Source organism: Aeromonas sp. 602396 (assembly GCF_049173735.1).
Lineage (GTDB): Bacteria > Pseudomonadota > Gammaproteobacteria > Enterobacterales > Aeromonadaceae > Aeromonas > Aeromonas veronii_A.
The window spans coordinates 37,819-58,584 of the sequence record NZ_JAAKSD010000007.1; the positions used below are offsets into that span (position 1 = coordinate 37,819).

24 protein-coding genes are annotated in these 20,766 nt (G+C 60.9%); 7 read left to right on the top strand and 17 right to left on the bottom strand.

All coding sequences use genetic code 11. The features are described from left to right. Position 1: 1 nt before the first annotated feature. Genes G5229_RS10470 through G5229_RS10485 form a run of 4 tightly spaced genes read right to left on the bottom strand, consistent with a single transcriptional unit; the run spans position 2 to position 2,867 of the window. Complete coding sequence (locus tag G5229_RS10470) at positions 2–463, bottom strand: hypothetical protein (RefSeq protein ID WP_108542312.1); 462 nt, start codon at positions 461–463, stop codon at positions 2–4. Between the two features lie 41 nt (positions 464–504). Further along, positions 505–1,854, bottom strand: a complete 1,350-nt coding sequence (locus tag G5229_RS10475; RefSeq protein ID WP_216952239.1) for a sensor histidine kinase — start codon at positions 1,852–1,854, stop codon at positions 505–507. Then, positions 1,851–2,507 carry a response regulator transcription factor gene (locus G5229_RS10480; protein ID WP_005341873.1) on the bottom strand — a complete coding sequence of 219 codons (657 nt, stop codon included), beginning with the start codon at positions 2,505–2,507 and terminating at the stop codon, positions 1,851–1,853. Before G5229_RS10480 ends, G5229_RS10475 begins: the two co-directional genes overlap by 4 nt. Positions 2,508–2,528: 21 nt before the next feature. Then, positions 2,529–2,867: a PepSY domain-containing protein gene (locus G5229_RS10485; protein WP_005339825.1), complete on the bottom strand. Its 339-nt coding sequence runs from the start codon at positions 2,865–2,867 to the stop codon at positions 2,529–2,531. A gap of 63 nt (positions 2,868–2,930) precedes the next feature. On the opposite strand from G5229_RS10485, the gene G5229_RS10490 reads away from it, so the two are divergent. Further along, complete coding sequence (locus tag G5229_RS10490) at positions 2,931–3,179, top strand: PepSY domain-containing protein (RefSeq protein WP_013724184.1); 249 nt, start codon at positions 2,931–2,933, stop codon at positions 3,177–3,179. Here G5229_RS10490 and msrQ read toward each other — a convergent pair. Both msrQ and msrP read right to left on the bottom strand, forming a co-directional pair. After that, positions 3,176–3,802: a protein-methionine-sulfoxide reductase heme-binding subunit MsrQ gene (msrQ, locus tag G5229_RS10495; protein WP_421209075.1), complete on the bottom strand. Its 627-nt coding sequence runs from the start codon at positions 3,800–3,802 to the stop codon at positions 3,176–3,178. The genes G5229_RS10490 and msrQ overlap by 4 nt on opposite strands. Continuing rightward, positions 3,793–4,794: a protein-methionine-sulfoxide reductase catalytic subunit MsrP gene (gene msrP, locus G5229_RS10500; RefSeq protein WP_184236585.1), complete on the bottom strand. Its 1,002-nt coding sequence runs from the start codon at positions 4,792–4,794 to the stop codon at positions 3,793–3,795. Before msrP ends, msrQ begins: the two co-directional genes overlap by 10 nt. Before the next feature lie 369 nt (positions 4,795–5,163). Here msrP and G5229_RS10505 point away from each other — a divergent pair, with 369 nt between their 5' ends. Next, positions 5,164–5,646: a DUF1097 domain-containing protein gene (locus G5229_RS10505; RefSeq protein WP_005339809.1), complete on the top strand. Its 483-nt coding sequence runs from the start codon at positions 5,164–5,166 to the stop codon at positions 5,644–5,646. A 1-nt stretch (position 5,647) separates the two neighbouring features. Here the strand turns inward: G5229_RS10505 and G5229_RS10510 are convergent, their stop codons facing one another. The 4 genes from G5229_RS10510 to G5229_RS10525 all read right to left on the bottom strand — a co-directional run bounded on the left by G5229_RS10510 (position 5,648) and on the right by G5229_RS10525 (position 9,045). Then, complete coding sequence (locus G5229_RS10510) at positions 5,648–6,928, bottom strand: sigma 54-interacting transcriptional regulator (protein ID WP_421206366.1); 1,281 nt, start codon at positions 6,926–6,928, stop codon at positions 5,648–5,650. Continuing rightward, positions 6,925–7,443, bottom strand: coding sequence for a hypothetical protein (locus G5229_RS10515; protein ID WP_337073300.1), 519 nt, complete (start codon positions 7,441–7,443; stop codon positions 6,925–6,927). The genes G5229_RS10510 and G5229_RS10515 overlap by 4 nt, the downstream gene beginning before the upstream one ends. After that, positions 7,440–8,849: a sensor histidine kinase gene (locus G5229_RS10520; protein ID WP_421209119.1), complete on the bottom strand. Its 1,410-nt coding sequence runs from the start codon at positions 8,847–8,849 to the stop codon at positions 7,440–7,442. The genes G5229_RS10515 and G5229_RS10520 overlap by 4 nt, the downstream gene beginning before the upstream one ends. Positions 8,850–8,952: 103 nt before the next feature. Then, positions 8,953–9,045 carry a YnhF family membrane protein gene (locus tag G5229_RS10525; protein ID WP_216952243.1) on the bottom strand — a complete coding sequence of 31 codons (93 nt, stop codon included), beginning with the start codon at positions 9,043–9,045 and terminating at the stop codon, positions 8,953–8,955. Between the two features lie 124 nt (positions 9,046–9,169). On the opposite strand from G5229_RS10525, the gene G5229_RS10530 reads away from it, so the two are divergent. Beyond that, positions 9,170–9,745, top strand: a complete 576-nt coding sequence (locus G5229_RS10530) for a 2-amino-4-hydroxy-6-hydroxymethyldihydropteridine diphosphokinase (protein WP_216952244.1) — start codon at positions 9,170–9,172, stop codon at positions 9,743–9,745. On the opposite strand, the gene G5229_RS10535 is transcribed toward G5229_RS10530, so the two are convergent. Continuing rightward, positions 9,671–10,375: an SDR family oxidoreductase gene (locus tag G5229_RS10535; RefSeq protein ID WP_216952245.1), complete on the bottom strand. Its 705-nt coding sequence runs from the start codon at positions 10,373–10,375 to the stop codon at positions 9,671–9,673. The two genes, G5229_RS10530 and G5229_RS10535, sit on opposite strands and share 75 nt — an antisense overlap. A gap of 162 nt (positions 10,376–10,537) precedes the next feature. On the opposite strand from G5229_RS10535, the gene G5229_RS10540 reads away from it, so the two are divergent. Then, entirely contained in the window at positions 10,538–10,942 is a 405-nt protein-coding gene (locus G5229_RS10540) for a CBS domain-containing protein (RefSeq protein WP_216979929.1), read from the top strand. On the opposite strand, the gene G5229_RS10545 is transcribed toward G5229_RS10540, so the two are convergent. Next, positions 10,939–11,475, bottom strand: a complete 537-nt coding sequence (locus G5229_RS10545) for a DUF2301 domain-containing membrane protein (RefSeq protein WP_064338940.1) — start codon at positions 11,473–11,475, stop codon at positions 10,939–10,941. The genes G5229_RS10540 and G5229_RS10545 overlap by 4 nt on opposite strands. Positions 11,476–11,562: 87 nt before the next feature. Here G5229_RS10545 and G5229_RS10550 point away from each other — a divergent pair, with 87 nt between their 5' ends. Beyond that, positions 11,563–12,327 carry a substrate-binding periplasmic protein gene (locus G5229_RS10550; protein ID WP_421209076.1) on the top strand — a complete coding sequence of 255 codons (765 nt, stop codon included), beginning with the start codon at positions 11,563–11,565 and terminating at the stop codon, positions 12,325–12,327. 63 nt (positions 12,328–12,390) lie between these two features. Here the strand turns inward: G5229_RS10550 and asnC are convergent, their stop codons facing one another. Next, positions 12,391–12,852: a transcriptional regulator AsnC gene (asnC, locus tag G5229_RS10555; protein WP_005339783.1), complete on the bottom strand. Its 462-nt coding sequence runs from the start codon at positions 12,850–12,852 to the stop codon at positions 12,391–12,393. A gap of 154 nt (positions 12,853–13,006) precedes the next feature. Here asnC and asnA point away from each other — a divergent pair, with 154 nt between their 5' ends. Next, entirely contained in the window at positions 13,007–13,999 is a 993-nt protein-coding gene (asnA, locus tag G5229_RS10560; RefSeq protein ID WP_194494708.1) for an aspartate--ammonia ligase, read from the top strand. Between the two features lie 208 nt (positions 14,000–14,207). On the opposite strand, the gene G5229_RS10565 is transcribed toward asnA, so the two are convergent. The 4 genes from G5229_RS10565 to rluD form a co-directional block, all read right to left on the bottom strand. Then, on the bottom strand, positions 14,208–15,032 hold the full coding sequence (locus tag G5229_RS10565) for an MBL fold metallo-hydrolase (protein ID WP_421209077.1): 825 nt from the start codon (positions 15,030–15,032) through the stop codon (positions 14,208–14,210). A 60-nt stretch (positions 15,033–15,092) separates the two neighbouring features. After that, positions 15,093–17,666 carry an ATP-dependent chaperone ClpB gene (clpB, locus tag G5229_RS10570; protein WP_421209078.1) on the bottom strand — a complete coding sequence of 858 codons (2,574 nt, stop codon included), beginning with the start codon at positions 17,664–17,666 and terminating at the stop codon, positions 15,093–15,095. A 202-nt stretch (positions 17,667–17,868) separates the two neighbouring features. Then, positions 17,869–18,606 carry a peptidoglycan editing factor PgeF gene (gene pgeF, locus G5229_RS10575; protein ID WP_421209079.1) on the bottom strand — a complete coding sequence of 246 codons (738 nt, stop codon included), beginning with the start codon at positions 18,604–18,606 and terminating at the stop codon, positions 17,869–17,871. A 112-nt stretch (positions 18,607–18,718) separates the two neighbouring features. Continuing rightward, positions 18,719–19,699, bottom strand: coding sequence for a 23S rRNA pseudouridine(1911/1915/1917) synthase RluD (gene rluD / locus G5229_RS10580; protein ID WP_005339771.1), 981 nt, complete (start codon positions 19,697–19,699; stop codon positions 18,719–18,721). Between the two features lie 117 nt (positions 19,700–19,816). Between rluD and G5229_RS10585 the strand changes: the two genes are divergently transcribed. Beyond that, positions 19,817–20,572 carry an outer membrane protein assembly factor BamD gene (locus G5229_RS10585; RefSeq protein ID WP_421209080.1) on the top strand — a complete coding sequence of 252 codons (756 nt, stop codon included), beginning with the start codon at positions 19,817–19,819 and terminating at the stop codon, positions 20,570–20,572. Positions 20,573–20,766: the final 194 nt, after the last annotated feature.

Genomic DNA, 20,766 nt, shown 5'->3' on the forward strand with positions numbered 1-20,766 from the left:
TTTAAAAATCCCCCTCTTCCATATACTCCTGCGCGCACTCCACCAGCTGCGGCCACAGCTCTTCCGGCACCCAGGCGTCCGGGTCATCTTCATCCCCGTCGTACTGGCTCCAGAAATAGCGGCGCAGGCCGGAGGCAAACTCGTCGCTGATCTCGGCCAGCTCCGAGAGCGGCCCCAACCAGGCGATGCGGCGCAGGCCGGAGGCGAGATCGTTGATGGCATCCATCAGGGTGCGATCGTCGAAGCTCTGCTCCACCAGCAGGGTGAAGCGCTCGCGCGCCTGCTCGGTCTGCTCCTCGTCCAGCTCGCCCACATCGGCCAGCAAGTCGACAAAATCTTCCAGCAGGAACGCGATCAGGCCATCCCTGTCTTCAAACCACTGGATCTGGGCGCCCTTGACCCCCAGTACAGAGGCATCGAATGAATCGTCAAGATGGCACAGGGCCCACGGATCGTCGGTCATGGTTCTCTTCCTCAGGCTAAAACAAATGCCATATCTTATGCCTAGCTCTCGACCCTTGCCACCTTGGGCAACGAGAGGGAGGCGGCCAGCCCGCCCAGTTCGGCGCGGCCCATAATAAAGCTGCCGCGATAGGCTTCCGCCAGATCGGAGACGATGTTGAGACCCAAGCCCGAGCCCGGCACCTTCTCGTCGAGCCGCACCCCGCGCAGCACCGCCTTGGCGATCTGATCCTCGCTCATGCCGGGGCCGTCATCCTCGATACGCAGGGTGATCCAGCCCCCCAGCTCGGCGCTGGAGATACGCAGCTCGCTGGCGGACCATTTGAAGGCGTTCTCCAGCAAATTGCCCACCATCTCGTCGAAGTCCTGCTCCTCCACCCCGACCGCCAGATTGGCGGGCACTTGCAGATCCACCGTCTTGCCCGGATAGAGGCGGGAGAAGGCGCGGCAGATATACTCCACCCGCGCCCGCACCGGGGTCGACACCCCGAGGATCTTGGCGGCGCCGGTCACCCGCGCCTTACCGAGGTGATAGTCGATATGGCGCTGGATCTGGTCGAGCTGCTCGCCGATGGCGGCCTGATCCTCCGGCGGCAACTGGGCAACCTGATTGCGCATGATGCTGAGCGGCGTCTTGAGGGCGTGAGCCAGATTGCCGGTGTGGGCACGGGCACGCTGCAGCAGCTCGCCGTAGTGGTGCAGCAGCCGGTTGATATCCTCAACCAGCGGCTGGATCTCCAGCGGATAGCGCAGCCGGAATCCCTCCTGATGACCCTCGTGAACCCGCCCCAGTTCACGGCGCAGCAGATGCAGCGGCCGCAAACCATAGACGATCTGGAACATGAAGCCGAGCACCAGACCGGCGGCGGCAAAGCCGAGACCGAGGAACAGGCTGATGCGAGTTTTCTTCAGGGTCTGGATCAGGGTGCTGCTGTCCTTGGCCATCACCAGGGTAAAGACCCGATCCGAACCGGGCAACAGCACGGTGCGGGTCATGATCAGCAGCGGCTCCTTGTTGGGGCCCTTGCCAAAAAAGAGGTCAGGATCGCCAAAGGCAGACTTGAGGCCACGGCTCACCAGATGGGTGTCCCACAGGGATCGGGAGCGGCCCACCACATTTTCCCCCAGTTCCAACTGCCAGTAGTAGCCGGAGTAAGGTTGGCTGAAACGGGGATCGGCCATCGGTTCGATCACCACAGGTAGACCACTCTTCTCCACCTCCAGCCGGGAGAGCAGATCATAGAGCTGCAGGCGAAGGCCGTCGGCCTCCGCCTCCTGCCAGTAGTTGCGCATCATGGTCTGCAGGCTGAAGCCGGTGGCGAACAGAAACAGCCCGCACCACACCAGCGCAATGGCAAGCAGCCGCCCCCGCAGGGTTCGGACCAGCCTCATTCGTTGATCCGGTATCCGAGACCACGCACTGTCTCAATCAAGTCGGGATGGGTCTTCTTGCGGATCCGGCCGATGAACACCTCTACTGTGTTGGAGTCACGGTCGAAATCCTGAGCGTAGATGTGATCGATCAGCTCGCTGCGCGACACCACCTTGCCCCGATGCTGCATCAGGTAACCCAGCACCCGGAACTCGTGGGCGGTCAGCTTGATGGGGGTCCCTTCGTACCACACCTGGGAAGCCGCCATATCGAGCCGTACCCCGCCAATCTCCAGAACGGAGCTGGCGTTGCCTGCCGCCCGGCGCACCAGCGCATGCACCCGCGCCACCAGCTCGGCCACCTGGAACGGCTTGGTGAGGTAGTCATCGGCACCGGCATTGAGCCCCTCGATCTTCTCGTGCAGTTGGCCACGGGCGGTCAGTACCAGCACCGGGGTATCGATTCCCTTGCTGCGCCACTCCTTCAACACGCTCAGGCCATCGCGCCCAGGCAGGCCGAGGTCGAGAATGATGGCGTCATAGGGTTCGGTCTCACCGAGGAAACCGGCCTCGTTGCCGTCGTGGCAGAGGTCGGTGACAAAGCCGGAGAGGCGCAGCTGTTCGGCCAGCTGACCAGCCAGAATTTTTTCGTCTTCAACAATCAGAATTCGCATGAACAGGCTTCCACACAGGGGTTATTCATCATCCTCGACCGGGGGCTTTGGTGGTTCGAACAACCGCTCCAGATGGTGGCCCTTGGCCCACACCAGCTCAAGGTTGTCGGCCCGATAGGCTACCTTGATCACGCTGTTTTCCCGATCGATGACTCGCAGTTCATAGAGCCAGATACCATCCTCTTCTCCCAGATCCACCCGCAACACCCGCACCGGCAATCTGGCCGCCACCTCCATCATTTCATGGAAGGGCCGAACCCGTCCCTCATGGACAGCTTGCTGCAGCATGGCTTCATCAGGCGTGACCGCCTGTGCCAGCAACGGCAGCAATAACCCAAGCAGAGGGAGCGCTCTATTCATGGATGATTCATCTCCAAAAACCTAACATAATGGCGTTTATAGTCTGCCAGCCATGAATCCGGAATGAATATGATCCCGCGCAGTTTCCTGCTGATCCTTTGCCTGTTGAGTGCCACAAGCTGGGCGGCCCAGAGCCGTCTCGACATGGCCGGGCTGGTCAAACTCCTGCTGGCGCAAGGGTATCACGACATTCGGGAAGTGGAGCTGGAAGGGGACAAATTCGAGGTCAAAACCCTCAATCGCCAGGATCAGAAGGTGCATCTCATCGTCGATGCCTACACTGGCGAGATCAAACAACAAGAGGCCGATTAGGCCTCTTTTGCATTCCAGCGTCCCCGCATGGGGCGCAGCAGCTTCTCCCGCCTCGGCCAGAGCAGGGCGCAGGCCAGCAGCAGGTAGATGAGGGGCTCCCCCCAACCGCTCTTGAGCGACCACCAGTAGTGCACCGGCACCAGCAGGGCGATGGCATAGACCCAGTTGTGCAGCTTCTGCCATGCAGCGCCCATGCTGCGCTGCAATGCGGGCAGCGAAGTGATGCTGAGGGCGGCCAGCAGCAGCAGGGCCACCATCCCCACCACTATGTAGCTGCGCTTGACCAGCTCGCCGCCAATCAGCCCCCAGTCAAACTGCAGATCCAGCCCCAGCCACGCCATGAAGTGGAGCAGCGCCCAGGCAAAACACCAGAGCCCGAGGGGGCGGCGCAGCTTGATGAGCTGCCCCTGCCGCCAGCGCTTGGCCAGCGGCGAGACCAACAGGGTGAGCAGCAGCAGATTGAGCGCTCCCTTGCCGAGGTAGTGGATGAGCTCGGGCACCGGATCGCCCCCCAGCAGGCCTGCCGGGATGGCAAAAACCAGCCAGAGCAGGAAGCCGAGGGAGCACAGATGCACCAGCGCCCGCAAGCCGCTGATATGGGCCGGTTTCAATCTCAGTACCATTGGCGCAGATCCATCCCCTGATAGAGCGAGGCGACTTCGTCACCATAGCCGTTGAACATCAGGGTCGGCTGACGCTTGGCGCCAAACACTCCTCCCTCGCCGATGAAACGCTCGCTTGCCTGGCTCCAGCGCGGGTGATCCACCTGCGGGTTGACGTTGGCGTAGAAGCCATATTCGTTGGGAGCCAGCAGGTTCCAGGTGGTGGGCGGCATCTCCTCTACCAGCCGGATCGAGACGATGCTCTTGATGCTCTTGAAGCCATACTTCCACGGCACTACCAGCCGGATCGGCGCGCCATTCTGGGCGGGCAGGGTCTTGCCGTAGAGCCCCATCGCAAGGAATGAGAGAGGGTGCATCGCCTCGTCGATACGCAGCCCCTCCACATAGGGATACTCGATGCCGCCCCCCAAACTGGAGGCCTGCCCCGGCAGCTGTTTCGGATCAAACAGGGTTTCGAAGGCGACAAACTTGGCGCGACTGGTGGGCTCGGCACGGCGGATAATCTCCGCCAGCGAGATGCCGTTCCAGGGCAGTACCATGGACCAGGCTTCAACGCAGCGCAGCCGGTAGATCCGCTCCTCCAGCTCGCTTTTGTTGATGAGGTCCCACACATCGAGGGTAAAGGGCTTGGCCACCTCCCCCTCCACCTTGAGGGTCCAGGGTTCGGGCTTGAGGTAATGTGCGTTGCGAGCCGGGTCGGACTTGTCGGTGCCGAGCTCATAGAAGTTGTTGTAACTGGTGGCCTTCTCTTCCGGTGTCAGCACCAGATTGGCCGGGCGCTCCGCAGGCTTGCTGTTGAGCGGTTTGGTAGCTAATTGGGGGGCATCCTCTTTACCGCGCAGCAGGTCGAGCACTCCGGCCTGAGTGGGGAACGCCAGGGTGGCTGCGCCCAGACCCAGCCCCTTGAGAATAAGGCGGCGGTCCTGATAGACGGCTTCCGGGGTAACATCCTGTTCGGTGAGGGGGTGGGCGGTACGACGCTTGATCAACATTAAAAACTCCCGGGGCTGAGTGAGGCAGTATGGATAAGACCCGCCCCGGCAGATTTTTATTTCACACAAATTTACATCATGTGGTGCAGGGGCAGTGCCTTGGCCATGGTGCCGACCAGAAACAGGACTACGAACACCAGCAGGGGAACGATCACATTTGGCGCCATCAGACTCACTCCATGAGCAGGACAGGGCCTCTAACTATGGCCGACTGTCAGGCCGGTCACCAATGAATTTTTTTCGCGAGCGCAAGCGTATTCCTGAGTTGAAAAGGGTGATGAAGATCACACACAATTCGGCCCCCGCTTGCCGCCCCAATTGCCGGGGGTAGGCTGCCCATTTTGCGAAGCCAACTGAAGAGTCGCCCCCATGAGCCCACTGATCGCCATCGCCATCACTACTGGAATTCTCTCCGCCGTCTGGGGCTGGATTGCCGTCGCGTTCGGCCTTATCTCCTGGGTCGGCTTTCTCGGCTGCACCAGCTATTTCGCGTCAAGCGGCGGCTACAAGGCGCTGCTGCAGACCATCTTCTGCAACACCAGCGGCATGCTGTGGGCACTGCTGCTGATCCATGGCGACAGTCTGTGGGGAGCGGGTGTGGCGGGTTACGTGATGACGGGGGTGGTCGCAACCCTGATGTGCGTACAGGCCAAGCAGCAGTGGCTCGGCTACATTCCCGGCACCTTTGCCGGTTGCTGTGCCACCTTCGGGGCGGCTGGCGAGTGGCGGCTGATCCTGCCCTCCCTCATCATTGGCGCCTTGTTCGGTTACCTGATGAAGGCGAGCGGCCTCTGGCTCTCCCATAAAACCCAAAAAGCCGATGCCGCTCCGGCGGTAGTTGATCCCGCCTGATTTATCCCTTCGATTTGAAGTTTGCAGCTTCGATACCGTGCCGATTCAATAACTTGTAAAAATCGGTACGGTTTCTGCCCGCCATGTTGGCCGCCAGGGTCACGTTGCCCTCGGTGGTGCGCAGCAAACGGATCAGATACTCCTTCTCGAATTCGGCCCGCGCCTCGTTGAACGAGGGGATGCCGCCGCCACCACCGCTCAGGGCGGACTCCACCATGGAGACCCCGATCACCGGGCTGCAACAGAGGCTGGCGAGTTGCTCCACCAGATTGCAGAGCTGACGCACGTTACCGGGCCAGGCAGCGGCGGCCAGCATCGCCAGCGCCTCCGGCGAGAAGCCCATGGCGGCGCAGTCGCTGTGGCGGCAGCGATAATCATCCAGCGCCTGTCTGGCCAGCAGCGGAATGTCTTCACTGCGGGCACTGAGAGACGGCAAGGTGATATTGGCGACGTTGAGACGATAGAAGAGATCTTCCCGAAAGCGTCCCTCCTCCATCGCCTTGACCAGATCCTGATGGCTGGAGCTGAGCACACGCACCTCCGGCGTGCCCTGGCCATACTCCTCCATCACCTGCAGCAGCTTGGCCTGCAAGGATTCCGACAGGCTGCCAATTTCGTCGAGAAACAGGGTCGCCCCCTTGGCCTGCTCGAACAGACCGGATTGGCCATCTTCACCAAACAGCTGCAAGTCGAGTGACGCCCACGGAATGGCGGCGCAGTTGATGGTATGGAGCGGCTTGTCGCGGCGCTGGCTGGCCTGGTGCAGCGCCTGCGCCATCGCCCCCTTGCCGGAGCCTGACGGCCCCATGATCAGTACCGGCACCTCCATGGTGGCGATGCTGTGAGCCTGGATCAGTAACTGTTCCAACTGGGGATTGCGGGTCAGGATCAGTGACTGCCACTCCTGCTGCTGTTTCGGCCGGGTCAGGCTGAGAGCATGCTCTATGGTGGCCAGCAGCTCATCCTTGTCAATGGGCTTGGTCAAAAAGCTGAAGACGCCGGAGCGGGTGGCCTGAATAGCGTCCGGTATGGTGCCGTGGGCAGTCATGATGATGACCGGCAGCCCCAACCACTGGGCCTGGATCCGCTCGAATAGAGCAAGGCCATCCATCCCCCCCATCCGCAAATCGCTCAACACCAGATCGGCCCGCTGCTGGCGCAGCCGATCAAGGGCTCCCTCCGCACTGTCGGCGGTATCCACCTCATAACCCTGACTGCGCAGCCGCATGCTCATCAGTTTGAGCAGGCTGACGTCGTCATCCACCAACAGGATCCGGCTCATGGTATAGCCTCACGATTCTCGTTCAGCTTGCGCTGGTTGAGCTGGTCATCGATGGCAGTCAGCTGCTCGATCTGACGACGCAGCCGCTGGATCTCCTGACTCTGATCATCACGCCGGCTGTCGCGAGCCAGCAACTGCTCTCCGAGAGCGATCCAGCTGCGCAAAAAAGCCTGTGCATCAAGACCCAGCTCGGGCAGCATCTGCTTCAGGCGCACCAGCCCGGCAGTACGATTGGCCACCGATTCGGCCGGGTGGGAATCCACCATCGCCAGACTGACCCGGCTCTCAAGATCTCCCGCCCCTTTCAGGCGTTGACGCTCCTGCACACGCTGCTGGGGATGGCTGGCCAGCAACCAGTCGGAGTATTGCAGACGTACCTGCATCTCCTTGTTGGCAAACTCCATCCGCTTGGCAAAAGCGATATCGGAGGAGTTCTGCTGCTCGTGCTGTGGCAGCAGGCCGCAACCCGCGAGCAACCCCATCATCAGGGCTGGAAATACGCGCTGTATCTTCATAGTTCTCTTTTCAACGTCAACCTGAAGCAGACATCTGCCTGTTCATCTCTTACCAGAACCAACTCACCTCCGAGGCTATGGGCAGACTCACGGGCGATAGAGAGACCCATACCAGAGCCTTTCAATACACCTTGCCGCACTGTACTGCCCTGTTCGAAGGGTTCAAAAATACGTTGCTGATCGGCAGCGGGGATCTCTGGCCCCTCGTTGGCTACCTCCAGCCAGCTTGTCTGTTCATCCTGCCCTGCCCTGATCCAGATATTGCCCCCGCTGGCGCCGTAACTGACTGCGTTGGAGAAGAGGTTATCGAGGATCAGTCTCAACCGGTAGGGCTCCGCCCACAGGGTAACCGGCCCGGTCGGCAAGTGTACACGGATCTGCTTGGACTCCAATGCCAACCGGTACTCGATGGTGAGTTCTGACAGCATGGGCAGCAGGGGGACGGGCTCCAGTTCGAAGGCCTCCTGCTGACTGAGCCGGTTGAAGTCGAGCAGCCGCTCGATCAGGGTCTGCAAACGCCGACTGCTCTCGTCCAGCATCTGGCAGATCTCCAGCTGATCCGGCGTCAACGGCCCGACCAGCTGCTCGCAGAGCAGATCCGACCCCTCCCGCAGCACCGCTAGCGGGGTCTTGAGCTCGTGGGAAACATGACGCAGAAACTGGTACTTTTGCTGCTCCAGCTCCTTGAGCTTGTCGTAAAGCCAGAGGATCCGCTCCCCCAGCAACACCAGCTCGGCGGGGCCATCTACCGGCCTTGGATCCGGCTCGACCCCCGCCCCTAGGCTCAAGATGCGCGACTCAATCTGTCGTACCGGGTGGATGATCAGGTAGGTGAAGATAAAGACCATCAGCAGGCTGAGCGCCGCTACAGCGCCGCTCACCCACCAGAGCTCCCTGGTCAGTCCGGCGATGGTGAGTCGCACCCGCTCCATGTGTTCGTCAACCCGGCTGCGGGTGACCATCTCAAGCTGCTTGTTGGCATCGTTAAACAGCTCTAGCTTGTCCCCCGCCACCGCAGCCTGGGCCAGCGCGGCATCCTGCAAGCTGTCGAGCCAAGCCAGCCCCTGATCGAGCCCCCTGTAGAGCTGACCGTCGGAGATAGAGCTGCGATGTTCTGCCAGCAACACCCGATACCCGTCGAGTTGCTGCTGGTAGCTGGTGAGGCTGCGGCGATCCCCCAGCACCGCGAAGCGGCGCAAGGTGCGTTCGATATCGATGGCTTGCGCCGTCAGCAGGGTGGCGCGGCGGGTATCCTTGACCGCCCGCTCCATCTCGTCGCTGGTGAGTTGGCTGAGGTGGGCAAGGGAGGTGCTGTTGTGCCAGATCATGCCGCCCAGCGGCATCAATACCAGCACGAATCCCATCAATACCACCTGCAGCAGGGAGCGTGGGCGAACCTTGGTCATCATCTCTTCTCTTGCGTTCTCACCGGTGCGCCAGCATAGCTGCACCGCCCAGAAAAACAAAACCGGCCAACAGGCCGGTTTGGATTATCTGGATTGTGGTGATTCACGCCAACGCGACAGAGGCCAGACAGATAATCATGATCAGCGCCAGCGCACCCGAAGCGGTCAACAGCGCCCATTTCAGCTCCACACTCATGCAAACCTCCTTTCTGCCAATCAGTGCCGGATCACAATAGATAAGACAATGTTAAGCCATAGTTAATCCGATAACCGTGAGCTGCGTATACATTTCAGATGAGCCCAACCCCGGGAAGGTCAGCATGTTCTATCTGTGTAGCATTGGTTCCAATATTGACCCGCATATCCATGTCAGCCGCGCGCTGGCCGAGCTGTTTGAGAACGTCGGTCCCCTTCGGCTGAGTTCGGTGATCCGCACCAAGCCGGTGGGAATGCACTCCAGCCACGACTTTCTCAACTGCCTGCTGGTGGTGGAGAGCCCGCTCGATGCCGCCCGCCTCAAGCAGCACTTTGTCGCCCTCGAGGTGGCTCACGGCCGTGATCGCAGCGATCCGCTCTGCAAGGTGCACGACCGGCCACTCGACATCGATATTCTGGCCAGCAACAGGAGCGGTGACTTTGCCTCGGCAGAGGTCGATTCCTATCTGGCGGAGCTGCTGGCAGAGCTCTACGGCCATGGCGAGGTGCATGACCCCAAGGTGGCGCTGCAAGTGACGCTCCCCGCCCAGTCGGGCAAGCTCAAACCCGGCAAGGGCTTGCTGACCCGGCAGGTCGGGCTGGGGCCGCTGGTGCTCGGCAACCCCTCAGAGGTTGGCCAGCGCGCGTCCGCCATCTACCTTGATGCTGGCACCCGTCATATAACTGTTCCCCATCAGTAACTGCACCGCCTGCCAGATGGGCTCAAGTCCCCCCTCCCGCGCCAGCGGTGTTTTCGCCAACACCTGCTGGCGCCATGCCTCGTCATGCTCGTCGAGAAACAGGATCGGCCCCGGCTCTATGGTGTTGACCCGCACCGCAGGCGCCAGCTCGCGGGCAAAGCTCATGGCCAGCGAATGGGCTCCCGCCTTGGTCGCCACATAGCTGGCAAAACGGGGGGCCGGGGCATGGATATAGATATCGGTGATGTGAATGATGCTGGCGTTGGGATTGCTGGCCAGCTGGGGGGCCAACGCCCGGTTTAGCTGGAAGGGGGCCGCCATGTGTACCCGGTAAAACTGCTCGAATTGGGCCAGTTGCGCCGCCGGATCAGTTGCCTGCGGCTCGAAGGCCGAGGCGTTGTGGATCACCAGCGCCAGATCCTGATGGGCAGCCAGCACATCGATCAGCTTGCCAACGTCCTCTTCCCGACCAAAATCCGCCAGCACCAGTTCGACCCCCAGTGCTGCCAGCGTGGCCAGCTCCGGCCGCTCGCTGCGATAGCTGCCCGTCACCTGCCAACCCGCTGCCACCAGCTGTTCACAGAGATAAAATCCGAGTCGACGGCCGCAGCCCGTAACCAATGCACGCATACGATCTCCTTTCCCTTTCATGGTCTTGCATGAACGAAGCCCGCCTGCCAGCGGATCACCGCCGATGGCTTGTGCCTATCAATCCCTGCGGCACAAGCCATTGGTCGCGAGCTACCCGCCCGCGTCATAGTGGCGGCATCCCCCTCTTGCGGAGTTACCACCATGCTGAAAGTACACCACCACATGGGTCGCCTGACCCACTCCCTGACTGCCGGACTCGGCCTGGCCGAGGCGCTGGATCGCCTGCATCAATCGGGTCTTGGCGGCCTGCCGGTGCTGGATGAGCAGAAACGGCTGATCGGCTTTCTTTCCGAACAAGATTGCATTCCCAGCCTGCTCACCGGCAGCTACCACTGCGATACCCGCACCCGGGTGGAGGATCTGATGAACCGTTCGCCCCTCTCGGTCGGGCCGGATGACAGTATTCTGGAGCTGGCCCGCCAGATGGCTGACGCCAAGCCCAAGATCTACCCGGTGCAGCAACAGGGCAAGGTGGTCGGCATCATCAGCCGCCGTCAGGTGATGCAGGCCCTCAACCAGCAGATGAAGGTGTGCCAGCAGACCTAGATCTGGTAACGCCCCTTGTCACCGATATCGAAGTGCAGGGGCATCCGCCACTTGGCCAGCGCCAGCAAGGTCAACAGGGCCCCGCAGGCCAGCGCCACCAGTGCGGCGGCCCACTCCACCCGCAACCACTCCAGCAGCCATAACGCCGGCAGCAATACGGGCACCAGCTTGATGCCGGGAATGGCGAAGCAAAACTGCTCCTTGAACGCCAGCCCGGAGAGGGTCGCCAACGCCGCCCCCAGCACCAACGCATCCGGAGCCCCCACCGCTGCCAGGGCCAGTGCACCCCAACCAAATCCCTGCAGAATCAGGCGAATCCGCTTGTCGTAGATATGCAGCGAGAAGCCGCAGATTGCGCTTGCCACTGCCAGCGACATCAACCATTGTGCCGACGGGAGCAGTGCCATCCCGCTCAGCAGCGCCGCACCGCGGCAAAGCAGCAACAGGGCTGCCGCACTCAAGCCAAGGCGGTAGAGCGAGACGGTCAACTTGTCGATCCCGTCTAGCGGGCTCTCGATTTCAGGATTTGCCATAAACAGTCGCTTCTAACGGATCAGGTGCCATCCAATATACTGGAATCAGGTCTTGGAATATCTTCAAACGGGCTCAGGAGACGTAGTTTGCGTGTGATCCCCCTGTTTTGGTTGCTGTTTCCACTCGGATTGCCCGCCAAAGAGCTGGTGATCTGCGGCACCATGGAGCCCCCGCTCAAGTATCTCGATGCCGATCAGAAACCCCGCGGACTCGATATAGACATAGTCACCACCATCTTCGACAAGCTGGAGACGCCCTTTCGGATCGAGCTGGCCGATTCCGGTGCCCGCCTCACCCGCAATGCCGAAACCGGCGCCTGCGATCTGGTGATGACCCACTCCTACAAGGCAGAGCGGGAGAGTTATCTCATCTATCCCCAACAGGCCCATCTTCGCCACAGCTGGCACTTCTTCGTGCGCAAGGCGGACCTGATGAAGATCCGCTACGAAACGCTGGCCGATCTCAAACCCTGGCGCATCGGCGTGACCAAGGATTTCTCCTACACCCCTGAACTGGCAGCGGCCATGACCGACCCTGCCTATCAGTTCCAGGAGATCACCATGAACCAGCTGCAACTGCGCAAACTGCTGGCCGGACGGATCGATACCGTGCCCATGCCGCTGGTCACCGCCTTCACCCAGATCAAGGAGGAGGGGCTGACGGGCAAGGTCGATTACCTGCCAAAACCGCTCAAGAGCAGCCCCTACTTCAACACCTGGGCCCGCGCACGAGCGGATGCACAGACCCCCGCCCTGATGGCGGCCTACGATGCCGAACTGCTGCGCATGAAGCGCAACGGCAGCCTCAAGACCCTCTACGACAAGTACGCCATCCCCTATCTCGAACCCTGATCAAGGGGTCAGGGTTTCGCACGGGAGCTGGATCTCTACGCCCTCCCCCTTATGCACACCGACTCAAGGTTTCACGTCCCGCAGGATCGGATTCTGCAGCGAAATCAGGGTTTCAGTGGATTGGATCTCGTCGATGGTCTGGATCTTGTTGATCAGCACTATCTGCAGCTCGTCGATGGAGCGGGTCATCACCTTCATGAAGATGCTGTAGTGGCCGGTGGTGTAGTAGGCCTCCACCACCTCGTCCAGCGCCTGCAGCTTGGCCAGTGCCGAGGGGTAATCCTTGGCGCTCTTCAGATTGATCCCGATAAAGCAGCAGACGTCGTAACCCAGCTTCTTGGGGTTAACCTGCACCCGTGTCCCCTCGATGATCCCCGCCTGTTTCATCTTCTCCACCCGCACATGGATGGTGCCCGGGCTGACCGCCAGTTGTTTCGCAAGTTCTGCGTAAGGGATCCGCGCATTCTCCATCAGAGCGGTGAGGATGGCCTGATCGAGATTATCGATTCGGTAATTTTCCGGCATTTTTTTGCACCTCCGTTGACGATACCTCATTAAATGACGGCTTATTTTGAATAAAAAAATACACAAAGCCTATTTCTATTATCGAATATTGAATTTAGTTGGCATTCCGTTGAAGAATCACCTCATCCAACGGGGTTTGAAACAGGAATTCAGCATGAAACAGCACTACATTCGCAGCCAACAGCAGATCAGCTTCGTCAAAGAGATGTTCTCCCGCCAACTCGCCCAACAACTGGGTTTGATGGAGGTGCAAGCCCCCATTCTGAGCCGAGTCGGTGATGGCACTCAGGACAACCTCTCTGGCCACGAGAATGCAGTGCAGGTCAAAGTGAAGACCCTGCCGGAGCACAGCTACGAAGTGGTCCATTCACTCGCCAAATGGAAGCGCCAGACCCTGGGTCGCTTCGGCTTCGGCCCGGGCGAAGGGATCTACACCCACATGAAGGCGCTGCGTCCGGACGAGGATCGCCTCACCCCCATCCACTCCGTCTACGTGGATCAGTGGGACTGGGAGAAGGTGATGCCGAGCGAGCGCCGCGATCTCGCCTATCTGCAAGAAACCGTGCGCGGCATCTGGGCCGCCATCAAGGCCACCGAGCGCGCAGTCTGCGCCGAACATGAGCTGACCCCCTTCCTGCCAGCCGAGATCCAGTTCCTGCACAGCGAAGAGCTGCTGGCCCGTTACCCGGACCTCGATGCCAAGGGGCGCGAGCGTGCCATCGCCAAAGAGCTGGGGGCCGTGTTCCTGATCGGCATCGGCGGTGCCCTCTCCCACGGTGAGCGTCACGATGTGCGCGCCCCGGACTATGACGACTGGAGCAGCCACAACGAGCTGGGTCTGGCAGGTCTGAACGGCGACATTCTGGTGTGGAACCCGGTGCTGCAAGACAGCTTCGAGATCTCCTCCATGGGGATCCGGGTCGACGCCGAGGCGTTGCGCCGCCAGCTGGCCATCACCGGCGATGAAGATCGCCTGCAGTACGACTGGCATCAGGATCTGCTGGCCGCACGGATGCCGCAAACCATCGGCGGCGGCATCGGCCAATCTCGTCTGGCCATGCTGTTGCTGCAAAAAGAGCATATCGGTCAGGTACAGGTTGGCGTCTGGCCAGCCGAGATGAAAGCTGCCGTGCAAGGCATGCTGTAACGAATGAAGGCCATGCCGGCGACATCTCAGCCGGCATGGCAACAGGCAGGTGGCCGTCGGGGTTGAGCGAGCGCATCCCCGGCAGGCTGTAAGACGCAAGGCCGTTAGCGGTTTTGTTTCGAAATCGGGGCTTGCCCCTGCGACCCGCTCAACCCACGTCAGGTCGCTTCACTACATTCCTCCCGGCAATCTTCGGATTGCCGTTTTTTTAGGCCGAAAAACTGTGATCGAACCCGGCCCCGATCTGGCGCTGGCGCGGCAACCTCGCCTTTCTGCTGCCGGTGCAGTGGCAGGCAAACAACTGATCCACCGCCTCTTCCTGCAGATAGGTGCCGAGCGCCACCACCCGCTCTGGGCTGGAAAACTTCAGGTGCAGGCCGCCGATGACGGCGTGGTTCCGCTCGTCGCCACACACCTCCTTGGCCCGCGCGATGATGTTCTCGACCCCGGCGTGACCGCAGCCGATAAAGACGATGAGCCCCTGCTCGCTCTTGTAGGCCAGCGCCGAGTCGTCACTGATAAGATCCTTCTCCACCCGCCCACCCCGCACTATGTAGCCGAGCAGCGAAGGCGCAGCCCGGTCGCGCCGCACAATGCTGCCGAGGAACACCAGATGATCCGAGAGCCACACCGGCTCGGCCGAGCAGTGGGGAAGCAAGCCCTTGGCCGGCAGCGACTCCCGAGCCAGCTCCCCCGACAGGCGATAGAGGTTGCGCCGCCAGAAGGGCAGCGACAGGAAGTAGCCCCGCTCGCAAAACACATCCGGACAGGCGATGAGCGGGATGGGTCTTGGATAGGCAGGCAGCGAGCCGACCCCGCCCACGTGGTCGTAATGACCGTGGGAGAGCACCACATGGGTGAGCGAGGCGAGATCGATCCCCATCACGGCGGCGTTGTGGCGCAGCACCCGGCCACGGCCGCTGTCAAACAGCACCCTGAGGCCGTCACACTCCAGCAGCAACGCCAACCCTCGCTCGGGCAGACAGCCAGGCAGATGAACGTCATCATCCACCAGCACGGAAAACTTCAGCATCTCGCTCCCCCTGAAAACAAAACGCAGGCACGAGGCCTGCGTTTTTCATCGACAATCCCATTACTGGGTCATGGTGAGGCCGTTGCTGTCGGCCCCCAGCACCAGTTTTTTGCCCGGCACGATGCGGCCGGAGAGCAGCGCCTGCGCCAGCGGGTTCTCCACCTTCTGCTGGATCGCCCGCTTGAGGGGACGCGCCCCGTAGACGGGGTCGAACCCGGCATGCACCAGCTTCTCGAGCAGCGCTTCGCTCACCTCCACCTCGTAACCCTGAGCCTCAAGACGGCCCATCAGGCTCTTGAGCTGGATCCGAGCGATGGACTTGATGTGCTCCTCGCCGAGGGGATGGAACACCACCGTCTCGTCGATCCGGTTGATAAACTCCGGCCGGAAACTGCGGGTCAGCACATCCATCAGCATGGCCTTCATCTCGTCGTAATCCTTCTCGGAGTGGTGCTCCTGAATGAGATCCGACCCGAGGTTGGAGGTCATGATCACCACCGAGTTGCGGAAATCGACGGTCCGACCCTGACCATCGGTCAGGCGGCCATCGTCCAGCACCTGCAACAGGATGTTGAACACATCCAGATGCGCCTTCTCCACCTCGTCCAGCAGGATCACCGAGTAGGGACGACGGCGCACCGCCTCGGTCAGATAACCACCCTCTTCATAACCCACGTATCCGGGAGGCGCCCCCACCAGACGGGCCACGCTGTGTTTCTCCATGAACTCCGACATGTCGATCCGCACCATGGCATCCTGGGTATCGAACAGGAACTCGGCCAGCGCCTTGCACAGCTCGGTCTTGCCCACCCCGGTGGGCCCCAGGAACAGGAAGGAGCCGATGGGGCGGTTAGGGTCGGAGAGACCGGCACGGGAGCGACGAATGGCGTTGGAGACCGCATCGACCGCCTCCTCCTGACCAATCACCCGGCTGTGCAGCTGATCTTCCATCCGCAGCAGCTTGTCGCGCTCCCCTTCCAGCATGCGGGCGACCGGAATACCGGTCCAGCGGGCCAGGACGTCTGCGATCTCCACATCGGTGACCCGGTTGCGCAGCAAACTGGTCTCCTGCATCTCGGCCTGAGTGGCGAGATCCAGCTGTTTCTCCAGCTCCGGAATGCGGCCGTACTGCAGCTCGGACATCCGGCCCAGGTCGCCTGCGCGGCGCGCCACGTCGAGATCCTGACGGGCCTGCTCCAGCGCAGCCTTGATATGCTGGGTACCGGCGAGGGCGGCTTTCTCGGCCTTCCACACTTCGTCCAGCTCGTTGTATTCCCGATCTTTTTCGCCAATCTCCTGATTGATCAGCTCCAGACGCTTGCGGCTGGCGTCGTCGTCCTCCTTCATCAGCGCCTGCTGCTCCAGCTTGAGCTGGATGATGCGCCGCTCGAGGCGATCGAGCGCCTCCGGCTTGGAGTCGATCTGCAACCGGATGCTGGCTGCCGCCTCGTCGATAAGGTCGATGGCCTTGTCCGGCAACTGACGATCCGCAATGTAGCGGTGCGACAACTGGGCCGCCGCCACGATGGCGGGGTCGGTGATCTGCACATGGTGGTGCAGCTCGTAACGCTCTTTCAGGCCGCGCAGGATGGCGATGGTATCTTCGACTGTCGGCTCTTCCACCAGCACCTTCTGGAAACGGCGCTCCAGCGCGGCATCCTTCTCGATAAACTGGCGATACTCGTCCAGGGTGGTGGCACCGACGCAGTGCAGCTCGCCCCGTGCCAGCGCAGGCTTGAGCATGTTGCCCGCATCCATGGCCCCTTCGCCCTTGCCGGCGCCGACCATGGTGTGCAGCTCGTCGATGAAGAGGATGACGTTGCCCTCCTCCTTGGCGAGATCGCTCAGCACGGCCTTGAGCCGCTCCTCGAACTCGCCGCGATATTTGGCACCGGCCACCAGCGCCCCCATGTCCAGCGACAGCACCCGCTTGTTCTTGAGCCCCTCCGGCACCTCGCCGTTGATGATGCGCTGGGCCAGACCTTCGACGATGGCGGTTTTACCGACACCGGGTGCCCCGATCAGCACGGGGTTGTTCTTGGTACGGCGTTGCAGCACCTGAATGGTGCGGCGGATCTCGTCATCCCGGCCGATCACCGGGTCGAGCTTGCCGAGTTCGGCCCGCTCGGTCAGATCGATGGTGTACTTCTCCAGCGCCTGGCGGTTCTCCTCGGCGTTGGCATCCTCCACCTTCTTGCCACCACGCACCTTGTCGATGGCCGCTTCGAGTTTCTCTTTGGTCAGACCCTGAGCGCGCAGCAGCTCGCCCAGCGTACCCTTGTCGTCGAGGGCCGCCAGCACGAACAGTTCGGAGGAGATGAACTGATCCTTGCGCTGCTGGGCCAGTTTGTCGCAGACGTTGAGCAGGCGACCGAGGCCGTTGGAGAGCTGCACGTCCCCTTCCACACCGCTCACGCGCGGCAGGCGATCCAGCTCCTCACCGAGACGGGAGCGCAGGGCGTTGATATCCATCCCGGTCAGGGTGAGCAACGGACGGATAGAGCCGCCATCCTGATTGACCAGTGCGGTCATCAGGTGAACGGGTTCGATGAATTGGTGGTCACGACCCAGCGCAAGAGACTGGGCATCGGAAATAGCAATCTGGAATTTGCTGGTAAGGCGATCGAGGCGCATTGCACTCCCCCTTCAAACAGGCAGACGCCGCTTGCGCGGCAAACAACATAACTTTCTGAGATGAAAGATGAGGCCCGCACGGGCTATTTCAAGGGCTGTGACTGGTTATTTTTTCTGCAAGACGGGACAAGAACAGGATCCCCGCCTCTCTCATACGGCTCTGGTCTTGAGAGAGACGGGCTATTACTTGGCGGGTGATTGCTTAGCGGGCCAACCAGATGAGGGAGGCCATGCGGCCGGTCTGGCCGTCGCGACGATAGGAGTAAAACTGCTCGCTGTCGCTGAAGGTGCAGTGCTCGCCGCCATAGACGGCGGTAACGCCAGCGCGGGCGAGGCGCAGCCGAGCCAGCTGGTAGATATCTGCCAGCCATTTCCCCTCATTGGACGAAGGGACGAACGCTGTTTCTGCTTCAACCTGCTCCGCCATAAAAGCCTCGCGCACCTCTCCCCCCACTTCAAATGCAGTGGGGCCAATGGCCGGGCCCATCCAGGCTAGGATCTCGCCCGGCTCGCAGCCCATGGCGGCGATGCTCGCCTCCAGCACGCCCCCCTGCAGCCCGCGCCAGCCTGCGTGGGCCGCTGCGACCACGGTACCTGCCCGATCGCAAAACAACACCGGCAGACAGTCAGCGGTCATCACGATGCAGGCCTGATCCGCCTCATGGGTGCAGGCGGCATCGGCATCCGGCGCCTGCTGATAATGGCTGCTGACCTGATGAACCACGGTGCCGTGCACCTGATTGAGCCAGTTGAGGGGCCCCGGGATGGCGGCCGCCTGCTGCAAGCGAGCACGATTGGCCTCGACTCGCACCGGTTCATCCCCCACATGGGCCCCCAGATTGAGACCGGCAAAGGCCCCTTCGCTAACACCACCATCCCGGGTGGTCGACAACGCCCTGACACACGCCGGGGCTGGCCAGTCGGGTTCGATCCATTTCATCTGTGACTCCTTCAATTCACCGATATAAAAACGGGGCTCCTGCAAGGGAACCCCGTTTGGCATCTGTTCGGACCGGATGACGCCAGAAACCGACGCAGCAGGCCCTATCGCATCAGTTCCAGACTAAATCATCCGGATTGGCGAGAGTATCCGCGCGCAGCACTTCCATCAGCTCCACCATGTCTTGCGGTGTAGCTGAATGCCACTGCATCACTTCACCCGTGATGGGGTGAGCCAGTTGCAGCATGGTGGCATGCAGCGCCTGACGGTTGAAGTTGCGCAGTGCCTGGGTCAGCTCGGGGGTCGCGTTGCGCAGCGGGCGCAGACGGCCACCGTAAGCGGGATCGCCCACCAGCGGGTGCTTGATGTGGGCCATGTGCACACGGATCTGGTGGGTACGACCGGTCTCCAGACGCAGACGCAGACGGGTATGGCCACGGAACTTCTCGTGAACCCGGTAGTGAGTCACGGAAGGACGACCATTGGGCACCACGGCCATATGGGTACGCTGGGTCGGGTGACGGCCGATAGGCGCATCAACGGTACCACCTGCGGTCATGTGACCGATGGCGATCGCTTCGTACTCACGGGTGATCTGGCGCGCCTGCAACGCTTCCACCAGATGGGTCTGTGCGGGTACGGTTTTGGCAACCACCATCAAACCTGTGGTGTCTTTATCCAGACGGTGCACGATACCGGCGCGGGGCACCTCGGCAATGCCGGGGTAGCGGTGCAGCAGGGCGTTGAGGATGGTGCCATCCGGCGTACCTGCGCCCGGGTGAACCACCAGACCGGCCGGTTTGTCGATCACCAGAATGTGTTCATCTTCATAAACGATGTTGAGCTCGATATCCTGGGCATCCCAGCGAGTATCATCTTCCAGCTCGACATTCACATGCACCTGCTGCCCGGCCAGAATCTTCTCACGCGGGGTGTTGGCAACCTGACCGTCCAGGGTCACTCTGTCCTGTAAAATCCACTCCTTGATGCGGGTGCGGGAGTAGTCTGGAAACAATTCGGCCAGGGCCTGGTCGAGTCGCTGCCCGAATTGGTGATCCTGGAATTCGCCTGTCAGTTCAATATGCTGGCTCATGTATGGTCTCTTGAGCGGGGGGTATCAATTCGAAATAATCCGGGTATTCTAGCTTTTCTTTTAGCCAAGCATAACGGATACTTTGCCAATTTCGTGGAAATGGACCGGATGTTGTTGATGGGAAAGAAGTCTCACCTGCTGATGTCGCTCGCCTTGGTCGCTACCTTGATCACAGGCTGTTCCAGCACCAAACCCAAGGTACCCGACGAACCGCCGGAGACCCTGTACCAGAAAGCACGCCTCAAACTGGACGTTGGCAATTACGTGCAAGCCACTGAATTGCTGGAGGCTTTGGACTCTCGCTACCCGTTCGGCGCCTACTCTAATCAGGTGCAGCTTGACCTCATCTATGCCTACTACAAGCAAGATGATACCGCTCAGGCGATCGCCAATATCGACCGTTTTATCCGCCTTAATCCGGCGCATAAAAATATCGATTACGTCTTCTATATGCGCGGCCTGACCAACATGGCGGCGGATTACAACTTCTTCCAGAGCCTGTTCGGTATCGGTCGTGACGACAAAGACCCGGCTTATGCCCGTCAGGCATTCCAGGACTTCAAGACCCTGCTGCAGAACTACCCCAACAGCGCCTATGCCGCCGATGCCCGCGCTCGCATGATTGGCCTGAAGAATCGTCTGGCCCGATATGACCTGAGCGTGGCCGAGTATTACGTGAAGCGTGATGCACTGGTCGCGGCCGCCAACCGGGCCAAGCTGATTGTCGAGACCTACCCCGACACAGCCGAAACCGAGAAGGCACTGGAGATCATGGTCGAGTCTTACGACGCCCTGAAGATGCCGCAGCTGGCCAAGCATGCCCGCGAAGTGCTGGCCAAGAACTACCCGGAGAACCGCCTCGGCCGTGGCTGAGTGATACGGATAAACCGGTAATAAAAAAACCGATGCCAAGGCATCGGTTTTTTTATCTTTGCAATCCACCAATCCGGCTGGGTGAAGTTCCTGCAACCCATAGCGGTCGCGGCCCCTCACACCCCATCTATCCCATTCATTAGCCACCTGCGAGATGGCCGCATCGTGAAGTTCGCTTATCACCAAGGGTTGCA